Source organism: Paraburkholderia sediminicola (genome assembly GCF_046027825.1).
GTDB classification, from domain to species: domain Bacteria; phylum Pseudomonadota; class Gammaproteobacteria; order Burkholderiales; family Burkholderiaceae; genus Paraburkholderia; species Paraburkholderia sediminicola_D.
In genome coordinates this window covers 103,769-117,350 of the sequence record NZ_JAQQDU010000019.1, presented here as the reverse complement: position 1 = coordinate 117,350, position 13,582 = coordinate 103,769, and the positions used below count along the sequence as shown (strand labels likewise).

12 protein-coding genes are annotated in these 13,582 nt (G+C 61.0%); 1 reads left to right on the top strand and 11 read right to left on the bottom strand.

Translation table 11 applies throughout. The annotated features are described in order from the left end of the window. Positions 1–15 precede the first annotated feature (15 nt). A complete protein-coding gene (locus PQQ96_RS13415) occupies positions 16–1,008 on the top strand; it encodes a tyrosine-type recombinase/integrase (RefSeq protein WP_408292329.1) in 993 nt (330 codons plus the stop codon). Positions 1,009–1,329: 321 nt separating this feature from the next. Here the strand turns inward: PQQ96_RS13415 and PQQ96_RS13410 are convergent, their stop codons facing one another. The 11 genes from PQQ96_RS13410 to PQQ96_RS13360 form a co-directional block, all read right to left on the bottom strand. Next, positions 1,330–2,721 (bottom strand): MFS transporter, encoded by a 1,392-nt coding sequence (locus PQQ96_RS13410; RefSeq protein ID WP_408292327.1) that lies wholly within the window; start codon positions 2,719–2,721, stop codon positions 1,330–1,332. 51 nt (positions 2,722–2,772) lie between these two features. Next, positions 2,773–3,696, bottom strand: a complete 924-nt coding sequence (locus tag PQQ96_RS13405) for a 2-dehydro-3-deoxygalactonokinase (RefSeq protein ID WP_408292325.1) — start codon at positions 3,694–3,696, stop codon at positions 2,773–2,775. A 72-nt stretch (positions 3,697–3,768) separates the two neighbouring features. Then, positions 3,769–4,956: a mandelate racemase/muconate lactonizing enzyme family protein gene (locus PQQ96_RS13400; protein ID WP_408292323.1), complete on the bottom strand. Its 1,188-nt coding sequence runs from the start codon at positions 4,954–4,956 to the stop codon at positions 3,769–3,771. A gap of 11 nt (positions 4,957–4,967) precedes the next feature. Beyond that, a complete protein-coding gene (locus tag PQQ96_RS13395) occupies positions 4,968–5,888 on the bottom strand; it encodes a dihydrodipicolinate synthase family protein (RefSeq protein ID WP_408292321.1) in 921 nt (306 codons plus the stop codon). Positions 5,889–5,904: 16 nt separating this feature from the next. Next, entirely contained in the window at positions 5,905–7,071 is a 1,167-nt protein-coding gene (locus tag PQQ96_RS13390) for a mandelate racemase/muconate lactonizing enzyme family protein (RefSeq protein ID WP_408292319.1), read from the bottom strand. Positions 7,072–7,075: 4 nt separating this feature from the next. After that, entirely contained in the window at positions 7,076–8,179 is a 1,104-nt protein-coding gene (locus PQQ96_RS13385; protein WP_408292317.1) for an ABC transporter ATP-binding protein, read from the bottom strand. A 57-nt stretch (positions 8,180–8,236) separates the two neighbouring features. Continuing rightward, entirely contained in the window at positions 8,237–9,049 is an 813-nt protein-coding gene (locus PQQ96_RS13380; RefSeq protein ID WP_408292315.1) for an SDR family NAD(P)-dependent oxidoreductase, read from the bottom strand. Further along, positions 9,046–9,843 carry a carbohydrate ABC transporter permease gene (locus tag PQQ96_RS13375; RefSeq protein WP_408292313.1) on the bottom strand — a complete coding sequence of 266 codons (798 nt, stop codon included), beginning with the start codon at positions 9,841–9,843 and terminating at the stop codon, positions 9,046–9,048. The genes PQQ96_RS13380 and PQQ96_RS13375 overlap by 4 nt, the downstream gene beginning before the upstream one ends. Before the next feature lie 44 nt (positions 9,844–9,887). After that, on the bottom strand, positions 9,888–10,820 hold the full coding sequence (locus PQQ96_RS13370; protein WP_408292311.1) for a carbohydrate ABC transporter permease: 933 nt from the start codon (positions 10,818–10,820) through the stop codon (positions 9,888–9,890). Position 10,821: 1 nt separating this feature from the next. Next, entirely contained in the window at positions 10,822–12,102 is a 1,281-nt protein-coding gene (locus PQQ96_RS13365) for an ABC transporter substrate-binding protein (protein ID WP_408292309.1), read from the bottom strand. A gap of 85 nt (positions 12,103–12,187) precedes the next feature. After that, a complete protein-coding gene (locus tag PQQ96_RS13360; RefSeq protein WP_408292307.1) occupies positions 12,188–13,213 on the bottom strand; it encodes a porin in 1,026 nt (341 codons plus the stop codon). Positions 13,214–13,582 lie beyond the last annotated feature (369 nt).

Sequence of the window (13,582 nt, the reverse complement as noted above, 5' to 3'; positions counted from 1 at the left end):
TAAATTTCTCGCATCATGCCAATCGAAACCGTTACAAAAGCCGGCCGCCGGCGCTACCGCTGGACGTTCGAGCGCGTCATCGAGGGTGAGCGCATCCGCAAAACCAAACTCATCCCTGCGGGAATTTCTGCGGCAGAAGCGGACAAGCTTGGACGCCAGTGGGATGCTGAAGTCTACGCGGTAGCGACCGGCGCTCGGAAGGCTGTTGTGACGATCGGGGATTGCGTTCGAACCCACATCAATGACAAGAGTGCTGGCTGGAAGGACTACAAGACTCGCACGCAGGTGCTGGAGAAGTACGCGCCAGAGTATGAGAATCAGGATGCGCCAGACCTGTATGAGTGGTCTGTGCGCTTCGCTGGATACATGCGGGCGAGCGTAGACCGCGATGGGCGCCCTAAAAAGCCGATGTCCCATGGGACGATTCATAACACCTTGGGCTATCTCCGGGCAGCAATCAAATACGCGCACAAGATCGGCAAGATCGCGCACGACGAAACTGCAAAAATGGTCATCCCGAAACCCAGCGACGAACGACACATTTACAAGGGCCGCCGCGAGATGCTGCAGGTCGCAATGGCGACCAATGATAGACAGCTCCGAGCCGCAATCCGCGTGGCGTTTTATTCTGGTATGCGGCTGGGCGAGGTACTACGTGCAGTCCCCACAAGAGACGGATTCTCTCTGGGGACAACCAAAAACGGCCGACCGAGGATAGTGCCAATTCATCGCAAAATTGCCGTCATCGCACGGCGAGTGAAATTCACAATCAAGCCCGCCAGGGTCAAAGACGAATGGCAGAAGGCAAGAGTCAAGGCGGGGCATCCAGAGCTACGATTTCACGATCTGAGGCACAGTGCTGCATCAGAGATGATTAACGCAGGCATCGATTTGTATACCGTTGGCGGTGTGCTCGGGCACAAAACGCCGGCTTCGACCAAGCGATATGCACACTTAGTCACGGAGCGCCTCGCCGATGCGGTTGCGAAGATCGGAAATAGGCGTTAAACCAAATGCAGGTTTCGGGCAGAAAAACACACACCGTGCATCACCGCTCGCGGCCATTCTCACACCACCAAAATCCCGCAAAGCCTTGCGGCGGAAGGCAGCCGATTCCAACTGTTGCGCGGAGAGCCCCGCCAGGTTTGGCTCCCGCGCCTCCAAACCATGTCGTACCCATCTTCCTACCCATATAGCAAAATCAATAGCCTGAGCAGGCCAAAAAAAGCCCGCGGATCGCCATTCTCTTGAGACTTCCGAGGGGGATACCGTCAGTCTTGATAGTTTAGTCTCCCGCCGATCACAGCAACCGTCGAACCAACGCGCGCCCTAAACCGGGTCCATGCGCCTGATCGTGCCGACAACGAATGCATAGCTAACAATTGCTAGCAGCGCGTGAGCACCGACGAATATGAGTGCGCCGTTGAAAGAGTGCATCGTTTGGACCAGAAAGCCGATGGCAATCGGCGTGGTGATACCCGAGAGGCTGCTAAAAGTATTGAACACCGACGCATTCAGTCCTGCCGCGTTCACCGGTGAGGTATCGGCGATGACCGCCCATCCGAGCGCGCCGAAGCCCTTGCCGAAGAAAGCCAGTGCCATGATCGCCACGACGAGCCAGTCCGCGCTGACGTAATTGCAGACCATGATGGTGGAAGCCATCAGCATCCCCACGTAGATGGGCACCTTGCGCGCAACTGTCAGGGTCCGCCCCTGGCGCAATAGCAGATCCGAAAACATGCCGCCCAGAATTCCGCCCGAAAATCCGCAAATAGCGGGCACAGACGCAAGGATCCCGGCACGCAGCAAGGGGATATGCCTTTCCTGCACCAGATAGACGGGCACCCACATAATGAAGAAGAAGCTCAAGGTGCTGATGCAGTACTGCGCAACGGAAATCCCCAGCAGCAAGCGGTCCTGCAGCAGCCGGCGAAATTTCTCGAACCCGGCCCCGCGTCGCGACGGCGTGCCCTGTGAACTCCCTTGCCCACCATCGATGCCGTCCATATCCAGCGTCCCGCCGCCCGCTTCGATGAACTCACGCTCCTCTGGAGTGAGCCGAGGGTGATCCAGCGGCCCTTTCAGCCTGAGTGCGAATAGCGCGCCTGCGGCGATGCCGATGGCGCCCATGGCAAAGAAAACCGAACGCCATCCGAAGTTGGAGGCAAGCAGAGCAAGCGCGGGCGTGAACGCCGCGGCAGCGAAATACTGCGTGGCGTTGAAGATCGCCGATGCCGTCCCGCGCTCGGCGGCCGGAAACCAGGCCGACACGATCTTGGCGTTGGCGGGATAGCACGGCGCCGCGGCCATACCGATCATGAAGATCAACACGAAGATCAGTGCACTCGCCGCGTGCGGGCCAAGGAGGGGCGCGAAGCCCACGCCCACGGTGCAAAACGACCACAGGAAGACGGCCCCTGTATAAGTGCGTTTGGCCCCGAATCGATCTAACGCCCACCCGCCGGCCAACTGGAAGAGTGTGTAGGCCCACGCGAACGACGAGAAAGTCAAGCCCAACTGGAGGTGATTCAAGTGCAACTCAGCGGACATTGGCGTGCCCGCAATCGACATCGCCGCGCGATCTGCAAGATTGATCGTCATGACGATAAAGATCAGGCCGATCACCTCATAGCGAATGTGCCGCGCCGCCAACTGGCGCAGTCGCGTCAACAGGCTCTTTCCGTTGGCGTGATCGAGGGTGCGTGTGGAATCGACGTTCATGTGCGAAATCCGGCAGTTGAGCGGCGTGACAAGAGACCGGGGCGTGCCCGCTCAACCCGCCTTCGGTCCAACGATCCCTGCCTCCCGCGCTATTCTCACATGACCCTGAACTGTAGCGCCTTCAATGGCCCGCTCCGCACGCAAACCAGCCGTTTCTAACGCCAGTTGATAGCGTCTGCACAGGTCATCGTCGCCGATCAATACCACGGGCCGTGTCATATCCGGCGTGTAAGACGCCATCGCGCTCGCCACCTCCACGCCGATCAGAATCCCCGACAGGTAGTCCGGCAACCCCGTCGAGGGCAATTCATCCATCAGACGTGCCGTGCGCGCGGCAAACACGACATGCGTCGCCTGGTTCGGGTATTTCAGCCCGAGTGACACGCCCGCATGAAACGCGTCGTCGTCGCGCGAACCGAATTCCATCAGGCGCCCGAGAATGCCATGCTTGGTCAGCAAACCATACAGTTCTCCCGTTATGTATGTCGCGAAGTGAGTGATCATGGAGTCTTCACCGACAGAGACCCACTTGCTGTGCGTGCCCGGCAAGACGCAAAGACGTTCAGAGCCGACGCCCGCGCCCCAGATCTGCGTTTCTTCGCCCCGCATCACATCGTGTATCGAATCCGCACCGCCGCAGCGCACGCCTGGAATGATGTGCATGTCCACCTTGTCAGCTATCGGCAGCGTCGTGAACGCCAATGCGGCCGCGGCCGGCGTTGCCGGACAAGCCAGATAAGGCGCCTCGACCCAGCCCTGGCGGCTGCCGATCATCCCGCTTGCCACGATCGGGCAACCGTGAATCTCAATCCAGTCCTCACAGATCGCGTTCAACGGTGTATGAAAATCCCTGTCCTTCACGGTCATGACACCGCCAGGGGCGCTTCGGCTTTCCATGATCTCTCCGTCAGCCGAGACCAGCGTCGCCCTCAAACTCGATGTACCCCAATCAAGGCTGATAAAAGATGGATTCATAATAAGGTATCCTTAACTCACAAAGTACGCTCCGGGAATAGGCATCGGTTCCTTATTCCCGGTCTGTTGATATCAGGTTATGGTTCGCTTTCGCACGTGCTGCCAAACCTCGTCGCTCGGCTCGACACCGAGCCCGGGTCCCTGCGGCAATTGAAACACGCCATTCACGCATTGCATCGCCGTCTTCACATAACGCAGGTTGCGATCGAAAACGGAATGCTGGTACTCGTGCATAGGCACATTTGGCAGCGCTGCCGCCGCGTGCAGGCTGGCCGCCTGAAAAATGCCGATACCGATGGTCGCGTGAGGAATCACCTTCACGTGAAAGGCGTTCGCCATCCGCGCAATCTGCATGAACTGGCTGATGCCCGTATGCCCCATCTCCGGCTGGATAATCGACATCGAGCGCTTTTCCAGTCGCGGACGATATTCGTATACCGTGCGCCATTCCTCACCGAGTGCAAGCGGCATGCGAATCTGTTCGCCGACGCGCGCCTGCCCTTCCATGTCTTCGGGCGCGCACGGCGCTTCGATGAAATAGGGACGCCAGCGCGCCAGTTGGTCGGCAAGCTGAATCGCTTCCTGCGCGGTGAATTTCCAATGCAGATCGACCATGAGCTTGACTGCATCGCCGAGCCCTTCGCGCAACGCCCGCATCTCTTCAACGATGCCATCGAACGAGACTGCGGCGTGAAACTTGAAGGCGCCGAAGCCCTTGGTTACGAACGAACGCGCAAGCTCCACTCGTTCGTCGAGCGTACGACCGGGCAGCCCGGACACGTAGGCGGGAATCTCATCCAGACGCTGCCCGCCGATCAGCTTGACGACCGGCTGCCCGACGAGTTTGCCGAACAGATCCCAGATCGCAATATCAACACCCGCGATGGCATCGACGTAGAAGCCGCCGAAGAAACCGCGCACGCGCATCAGGTCATACAGATCTTCCTGTATCACCACCGCATCGCGTGGATCGCGACCGATAACAGCGGGCCCGAGTACATCGTCGATGATGGCCGTCACGGCCTCCGGCGCGACGATACCGTACGTCTCGCCCCAACCCACTGTTCCGTCCTCGGCAGTCACCTTGATCAGCACCGACATGTCGGTGGTCGGATAGATCGTTTTGTTGCCCTTGCGGATCAGATAGCCGCGATGATTGATCTGCTCGTCTTTGCCAAGTCCGCCGAGGTACGGTTCGTCGCGCGGAATCGACACGATGAACGTTTCGACGCTGGTTATTCCAGGCACGTTTGTCGCCATGGCTTGGCTCCTCATCGGGCTGGTGCGAGGAGATCCTCGATATCGTGCAGGAAAGCATCGACGTCGGCGGCATCCTCGTTATCGAGCAACGGGCCGGCTGCGCGTTGCAGACGGCAGGAAATCAGGCCACGGCGATGCAGCACATACTTCGTCAACGACCAGCGAAACACCGCCTGCACGTTCAGAATCGGCAACATGCGCGTGAACAGCTGCCGCACGCGATCGGTCTCGCCCGCGCGATGTGCGGCAAACAGGGCGACGTGAACTTCCGCCAGTTCGATCGCAGGCATCGTGCCGCACGCGCCGCGCCGCAGCTCGTCGGTGATATAGCGGCCGCCCGCGCCGCCCAGTACACCGAGCAGCGTGCGGGGCGCCGTGTTCCGGATCGACGTAAGCCGCTGGCCGCTCGGCAAGGTTTCTTCCTTGACGTAATGGATGCCCGGCACCGCGTTCAGGATGGCAACCAGCACGTCCGGATCGAGACCCGCACCCACGGGCGCCGGCACGTTCTGCAAGACGATCGGCGTGCCAGGCACGGCGCGCGCAACTGCGAAAAAGAACTCAATCTGCGCTTCAGCCGTCTTGCGATCGGGCGGCACGGCAATCATTAACGCGCTCGCGCCCTGCTCGGCAGCCGCTTGTGCAAGCTGAACCGTCTTCTGAATGTCTGTGCTCGACACACCCGCAACCAGCGGCAGACGACCATCGAGCTCGTCGAGCACGATTCCCGTCAATGCGAGTCGCTCCTCCGTCGTCAACTGGTTGAACTCGCTCGCGACACCCGGGTACGTCATGCCGTCGACACCCGCGTCGACGAGATAGCGCACCAGTCTGCGCAAACTGTCGACGTCAGGCTTGCCGTGTTCGTCGAACGGCGTCGGCAAAACAGGAAACACGCCTGAAATGGGCGCAATGCTTTCGTTCTTGTTCATGTAGTAGTCTCCACGCTCAATATGCAGGCTTGGTCGAGAACCATCCGGGGCGTCGTGCATCGAGATACGCGCCGCGAATGTGATCCGCCTTGTAGTGGTCCAGCTTGTCGAAATCCGGTTGCATGCCGAGGCCAGGGCCGTCCGGCAGTGAGAACACACCGTCCTTCACTGCGGGCGCCGAACGCACGACGTCGTCGGCGAAATAGGCGCGCTCGGAGTCGATCGAGATCGACATGTTTGGGATGCTGCTCGCGAGATGCACGTACGCAGACTGCGAGAAGCCCAGTTCGCCGCCGCTGTGCAGCGTGACGGGAATACCGTGCGCTTCCGCGATTGCGGCAGCCTTGATGGTCTGCCACAGCCCACCGATTTCGTGCGGATCGAGCAGGATCACATCGGCCGCCGCGTGGCGCACGATATTGCCGACGTCAGCGAGCGTATAGGCCGACTCGTCCAGCGCAATGGGAACGGGTTGCGCGCTACGCAGTTGTGCGTGGCCTTGCAGGTCGTCGAGTTCGAGCGGCTGTTCGACATATTGCAGATCGAACGGACGCAAACACTCCAGCATGCGTTTTGCCGTACCTGGCGTCCACGCGCTGTTGACATCCGCGCGCAGCGGCAAATCGCCCGTTACCGACTTCACGGCTTCGACATTCGACAGATCGCTCGAAGGCGTCATGCCGATCTTGACCTTGAAGCTCCGATAGCCGTCGTCCAGAAAACGCCGCGCACTGTCTTTCAACTCCGCCGCGTCCGTTCCGAACAGATACGCGGAGACCTCGACTTGCGAGCGATACACACCGCCCCACAGCTCCCCCAAGGGGCAATCAAAGCTGCGTCCCTGCGCGTCCCACATCGCCATCTCGACGGCGGCCATCGCCATCACGACCGCGCGTTTGTGATGGTAGTAGCCCGCCCCGAACACGTGCCGCGTGAACCGTTCGACATCGCAGGCACGGTGTTGCTTCGCAATCGGAATCACGGTGTTGAGCAGCACAGGCTCGATGAATTCGAGCAGGCAGATTGTTTCTCCGTAGCCCTTCACGCCATTGGCCAACGTCAATTCGACGACCAGCCGCGTCGCCGCGGGCCGTGCGCCGGAACCCCATTCGAGCGCCTGCCTGAACGGCATCGCCACTTTCCAGTGACGCACCTGGACGATTTGTAATGGATGTTGTGCCATCGTCTCAAGCCCGCAATGCTTGCGGTTCGGCGACAGAAATGCGCAAACCAGCCGAGTTGAAGAGATGCGCCTGTTGGGCGGGAATGGACAGGCCGATATTCTCGCCGGCGCGAACGGGCGAATCGCCCGCCGTCTTGACCAGCACCATCGCCGACGCCACCTGCGCATGCACGTAGGTTTCGCCGCCCAGACGCTCAGCCAGCACGACGCGACCGCTCAAATGGCCGTTGTGCGGATCGACCAGTTCGAGGTGCTCGGGTCGCACACCGAGCGTGATTGACCTGTCGGCCGGCAGGCGCACATCGCCGGCGAAGGACAGCTTTCCGCCGCCGGGCAGCGCGAGATCAAGCGCAGCGCCGCGTCCGCTCGTCGCGCCCACGTCGAGGAAATTCATCTTCGGCGAGCCAATGAAACCGGCGACGAAGCGGTTTGCCGGCTGCGCGTACAACTGCAGCGGTGAACCGATCTGCTCGATCTTGCCATCGCGCAGCACGACAATCTTGTCCGCGAGTGTCATCGCTTCGATCTGATCGTGTGTCACATAGACAAACGTGGTGCCGAGTTGCGCCTTGATCTTCGACAGCTCGACGCGCATCTCGACACGCAGCGCGGCATCCAGATTCGACAGCGGCTCATCGAAGAGAAACAGCTTGGGATCGCGCACGATCGCGCGTCCGATCGCCACGCGCTGGCGCTGGCCGCCCGACAGGTCTTTCGGGCGACGGCTCATCAGGTGCTCGATTTTCAGCGTCTGCGCGGCGCGTGCGACGGCCGCGTCGATCTGCGTCTGCGGCACGCCCGCCATCCTGAGCCCAAAGCCCATGTTCTGCGCGACGGTCATGTGCGGATAAAGCGCGTAGGACTGGAACACCATCGCAATGCCGCGACGCGCGGGTTGCGCGTCCGTGACGTCGACGCCGCCAATCGAAATGGTCCCTTCGCTGCACTCCTCAAGACCGGCAATGAGTCTGAGCAGCGTCGACTTGCCGCAACCCGACGGCCCGACGAATACGCAGAATTCGCCGTCGTCGATTTTCAGGTCGACGCCGTGAATCACGGTCGCGGCGCCAAAGCTCTTGCGCACCCCTTTCAGCTCAACTTGAGCCATTCGTAGTCTCCTTCATGAATGTTGTCCTCGATGGATCGCGCCGATGCCATCGCTGCGTCAAGCGTCCGGCAGTACGATCGGCGCACGGCCCCACCAGCCGCGAATTCGCGTCGACAGCACAGCGCTTGCGGCGAGCGAGGTCAGACCGCCATCCACGGCTAGGTCGACCCCTGTGATGAACGATGCTTCGTCCGACGCGAGGAACAGCACCGCATTGGCGACGTCGTCGGGCTCGCCAATGCGGCCGACTGGGTAGCACTCGCGGTTCAGGCGCATGTCGTGTTCAGTGACGCCTTCCATCGTGCGCTCGGTCGCAATGAACGCGGGCGACACCGCATTGCAGCGAATGCCCTGCGTGCCGTACTCGATCGCGATCTGCTTGCTCAGCGCGGCAACGCCGCCTTTGGCCGCCGTGTAGGCCGCCAGTCCAGGATTGGCGACGAGATGGTTGATCGAAGCCAGATTCACGATCGAGCCACCGTGGTGGCGAACCATCTGCGGAATGGCCGCGCGGCAGAAGCGGAAGGTCGAGCCGAGCGCCGAATCGATCGTGGCGGCCCAGTCCTCGTCCGTGCAGTCGACCACATTGCGCTCCGTGTAACGCACGGCGTTGTTCACCAGCACGTGCAAACCGCCGAACCGGGTCAGCGCCTGTTGCACGGCATCGTCCACCGTCGCTTGCAGATGGACGTCGGCACATATCAGATGCACGCGCTCTTCAGGCAAGCCCTCGAGCGCCGCCTCACCCGCCTCACGCGACCATTCGACGGCGACTACCCGTGCGCCCTCCTGCACGAACCGCCGCAACACCGCGCGGCCGATGCCCTGCCCCGTACCGGTAACGATGGCAACCTTGTCTGCGAGTCTCATGATTTGACTGCTCCTGCCGTGAGCCCCTGAATGAAGAACCGTTGAAGAAACGCGAAGCCGATCACGACGGGCAACGAACTGACGATCGATGCCGCCATCGCGCCGCCCCAGTCGCTCTTGCCCTCGCCCATGTAACCGAGCAGTAGCCCCGGACCGACCGTGCGCAATTCAGGCGACGTGATCAGGGTCAGTGAGAACAGCAGGTCGTTCCATGCCCACATGAACGAATACAGCCCCACGGTGACGAGCGCGGGCATGGCCAGCGGCAACACGATGCGATGCAGGATGTAAAGCTCGCTCGCACCGTCGGTGCGCGCGGCTTCGATGATTTCGTTCGGAATGTTGACGAAGTAGCTGTACAACATGTAAGTACCGCTCGGCAGCGCCAGCACGATGTACGCGATGATCAAGCCGATCCGCGTGTTGAGCAGCCCGAGTGCCTGCAGGATCGGATAGAGGCTGACCAGCAGCATGGCGAACGGAAACATCTGCGCTGAGAGCATCAGCACCATCAGCGCCTTGCGTCCGCGATAACGGAACTTCGCGAAACTGTAGGCCGCGTAAGTGGCCAGCGTGACCGTGAGCAGCGCACCGCCGCCCGCAGTCAACAGACTGTTGCGCAGATACCCGATCATCTCGCCTTGCGCAAAGAGGCTGCGATAATTTTCAAAAGTCGGCGCATGCGGCCAGAACGATGGAAACTGCACGAAGACTTCGCCTTGCGGCTTGATCGACGTCATCACCATCCAGACGATCGGCAGAAACAGAAACGCCGCGATGGCCACGAATGCCACGACGAATGTCGTTTTGGCCGGTCCAGTTCGAAGATTGAGCAGCATCATGACTCCCGCTTGAACAGCGCACGCAGATAAAACACCGTAGGCACGGCAATCAGCACGAACCACAGCACACCGACCGCGCACGCCATGCCCATGTCCCAGTTCTCGAACGCCTGTTTGTAGACTTCGACGGAGAGCATCGTGGTCGCGCCGACCGGTCCGCCTTGCGTCAACGCGTAAATCACGTCGAACGCCTGCAGGTTGCCCATCGCGCCGAGAATCATCACGATGATGAGGGTGGGCGCGAGATGCGGCAGCACCACGTGCCGCAGGACGCCGAAGTTCTCGCATCCATCGACGCGCGCGGCATCGACCTGGTCCTGTGAGACGCTTTGCAGACCGGCGAGAAAAAACGCCATGAAGAGCGGCACGGAGAGCCATACCTTCGTGACGACGACACAGGCCATCGCGCCTTGACGTTCCGCCAGCCAGATAATCGGCTCGCTGATCAGTCCCGTCGAAAGCAGGATGGCATTGAGCACGCCGTATTGGCCGTTGAAGATCCAGGCCGCGAGAAACGCCGTCACCGTCGACGGTAGCACCCACGGCAAGAGCGACGCCGCGCGTAGCAACGCCCGCCCCTTGAACGCCTGGTTCATCATCAGCGCCCATGCGAGCGAGATCACCATCGTCACGCAGGTCGCGCTAACCACGAACACCAGCGTGTTCAGACAGACGTTGACGATGGCCGGGTCGCGAAACAGCTTGACGAAGTTCTCGAAGCCGACGAACAGCGGCTCCGGCGTATCGATCGTGTACCTGAACAGCGACAGCTTCAGGGACTTCACGAACGGAATCAGGATGACCACGACGAACGCCGCCAGCGCGGGGAGCGCAAGCGCCACGCCGACCCTGCGCTCATGTTGCTTGAGCGTCGAATGGCGACGCGCTTCGCGCGGCGGATCCGCGGACGCGATGGATGAATCACTCATATCAGAACCTCGAAATGCCCGCTGTCTGTTCCTGCAAGCGTTTGCTCATGCTGTCGATCGCCTCCTGGGGCGACTTCTGGGCCAGCAACGCAGCCTGCACTTCTTCGCCGATCACCGTGGTGAGCTGAGCCGAATTCGGCCAGAACGACGCCTCGTCGCGCGTGGCGCTGCGTGCCGACTTCGACCAGACCGACACATACGGATCGGATGCCAGCTTGTCGAGCGCGCTGTTCGTGACGGGAAAGAGCCCGAGGTCCTTATAGATGCGCAACTGCGAATCGTCGTTGAGCGCGAGATACGCGAGCAGCTTCGCTTGCGGCGAGTTCGCGTCGATTTTCTGCTTGCCGTCGCTGAAAATGCTGAGCAGATGCCCCCATGCGAACGAGCGCGGCACATCGCCCGCGTGCAGCACGGGCGTCGGCATTGCAATGACGAGCGCGTCGAATTTGTCGCCGATGCTCGAATTGCTGCGGGCGAAGCCACGCGCGAGCGGCGCATCGTTATAGAAGCCCGTCTGGTACTGCGCGAACATGCGGCGCGCGTCCGGCCGGTCGACGTCTTTCGCAGCCAGTCCGTCCTTGACGAGGTCCGCCATGAAGCTAAGCGCTTTCACGCCTGCCGGGCTGTTCACCGCCACCTTGCCGCTGTTGTCGAACAGGTGGCCGCCGAACGTCCACAACCAGACCTGGAAGTCGGGGCTCAACGCGTTGTTGTTCTTCGTGGCCATCGCGTACGGCACGCTGCCGGGGTTCGCCTTCCTGATCGCCTTGAGTGCGCTCAAAAATTCGTCCACCGTTGCAGGTGGCGTCGGAACGCCCGCGTTCTGCAACACTTTCGCGTTCGCGACCATGCCGATCGAACCAGCCGACCACGGCAGTCCCATCTGCTTGCCGTGGTAATCGCCGAGTTCCAGCACGCCCTTGCTGATGCGGCTGCGTAACTGCGCCGCGCCGAACACGCTGTCGATATCGACGAGCCGGTTCGTTGCCGCGAATTGCGGCACCCAGCGTTCGTTCAGTTGCACGACGTCCATGGGCTGACCCGAGCGCAAACGCAGCAGCACGTTCTGCTGCATCTGCGCCCACGGATAACCGACCGTGTTGAGCGTTACGCCCGCGCTCTGGCGATAGCCGTTGAACAGCGCGGCCAGCGTCGGCTTGCTGGCGGCCTCTTCTTGCGACCAGCCGACGTACGTGATCCCGCGGGTTTGCGCCTTCACCCCCGCCGCCGAGAATCCCGACGCGACCGCTACCGCACCGATGAATTGTCTCCGTGATATCAAAATGCCTCCTGAACGTTGGTTCGTGGGACGTCGGCGTTCGGCGTCGACGATCCCTGACGCGCGCTTCGCCGCGAGCGCGCGCCGGTCAAAATACCTGCTTCAAGCCCACTGTAAACCCGGTTCCGCTCGCTGTCGTGCCAGTCGGCTGCCAGCCATTGGCGCCCGTCGTGCTGCCCGTGCGGTACGCGTATTTACCGCAATTGGCGTCATAAGTGGCATCGGCATAAACCGAGGTGCGCTTCGAAAGGAAATACGCGTAGCCCAGCACACTGCGGCTCTGGATCGTATGTCCGTAAGCGGTGGTGTGTGAGAACGTGGCGCGGACCACGCCGTACACACCCGTCGGGATCGAGATGCCCGCCATCTGGTTGTGCATGATCTGCTGGAATGTGTTCTGGCCGAAGCCATAGCCGGCGTAGAGCCGCGCCAGACCGACATCGTACTGACCCGACGTGTAGGCCCAGTGCGCGTTGTCGCTTTGCGGACGAAGCCACGACACGCCCAGTTTCAACGACTTGTCCTCGTAGATGAGCGATGCCGAATACGGAATGTTGCCCTCACCGGCCTGAATGGCGCTGTCGCGTGCGGCCACCATTGCGCGGAACGTCAGGTTGGCCCAGGTGTAGGCGTAATCCGCCGAGTTGTTGGTCCGCACGGTGTCGATCTGGCCTGGCCCGCCGTTTGCCTGCGAAATGCCGCCCCGCGCCCCATAACCGGCAACAAGGCCGTCCTGGCCAAACGGATCGGCGCTCACTTCCACGTAGTGGCTGGCGTTGACGTCGCGTCCCATGACGAGATGACCGAACCACCCTTCCAGTCCGACGGTCGACCGGCCACTGAAGAACGAGCTGGAGTTGTACAAGGTACCGTCATTCGGATTGAACTGCTGCTCCAGCCAGAAGACCGCGCGATACCCGCCGCCGAGGTCCTCCGAGCCCTTCAAACCCCAGCGGCTCGTCGCGCCCGTGTTTTCACGTATCGCCGTACTCCCGTCGTACTTGCCTACTTCCAGATCGACAATTCCGTACATCGTCACGCTCGATTGGGCCATTGCGGCCGATGCCCCCAACGCTGCCGTCGCCATGACGAGCAACTGTTTTTTTGCTTTCATTCTGGCTGGTCTCCTCCTGGTTATATGTTCCAATCATCGGAACAACATGGAGCGGAGTCTACCATTGAATGGGACGAATGGAAGGGCGTGGCGGCCAGGGATGTCCCGTATATTCGCAGCGCAAAACGTGTCAGCGCCCGCGATGAAATCGGGACATATTCAGCCGTAGCGGGGCTCTGCGCCGGTACGGCAACGATTTTCACCCCTAGTGTAATGTTGCAGACTTATGGGAGACTTAGCGACGAAATTCCCAACCAGTGGAACTTTGGCGACGAAAGCGCGCGAGAACCACCAGCGGAATTCCAAAGGGGGAAGGAGAATGCCCGATCAGGGCAGAAAGACGTATGCACCGGCCAGCGGCGCAATCTG

Excerpts from the sequence above, each read along its gene's own strand:
- PQQ96_RS13415 (WP_408292329.1), top strand. The coding sequence starts at position 16 with ATGCCAATCGAAACCGTTACAAAAGCCGGCCGCCGGCGCTACCGCTGG.
- PQQ96_RS13410 (WP_408292327.1), bottom strand. The coding sequence starts at position 2,721 with ATGAACGTCGATTCCACACGCACCCTCGATCACGCCAACGGAAAGAGC.
- PQQ96_RS13405 (WP_408292325.1), bottom strand. The coding sequence starts at position 3,696 with ATGAATCCATCTTTTATCAGCCTTGATTGGGGTACATCGAGTTTGAGG.
- PQQ96_RS13400 (WP_408292323.1), bottom strand. The coding sequence starts at position 4,956 with ATGGCGACAAACGTGCCTGGAATAACCAGCGTCGAAACGTTCATCGTG.
- PQQ96_RS13395 (WP_408292321.1), bottom strand. The coding sequence starts at position 5,888 with ATGAACAAGAACGAAAGCATTGCGCCCATTTCAGGCGTGTTTCCTGTT.
- PQQ96_RS13390 (WP_408292319.1), bottom strand. The coding sequence starts at position 7,071 with ATGGCACAACATCCATTACAAATCGTCCAGGTGCGTCACTGGAAAGTG.
- PQQ96_RS13385 (WP_408292317.1), bottom strand. The coding sequence starts at position 8,179 with ATGGCTCAAGTTGAGCTGAAAGGGGTGCGCAAGAGCTTTGGCGCCGCG.
- PQQ96_RS13380 (WP_408292315.1), bottom strand. The coding sequence starts at position 9,049 with ATGAGACTCGCAGACAAGGTTGCCATCGTTACCGGTACGGGGCAGGGC.
- PQQ96_RS13370 (WP_408292311.1), bottom strand. The coding sequence starts at position 10,820 with ATGAGTGATTCATCCATCGCGTCCGCGGATCCGCCGCGCGAAGCGCGT.
- PQQ96_RS13360 (WP_408292307.1), bottom strand. The coding sequence starts at position 13,213 with ATGAAAGCAAAAAAACAGTTGCTCGTCATGGCGACGGCAGCGTTGGGG.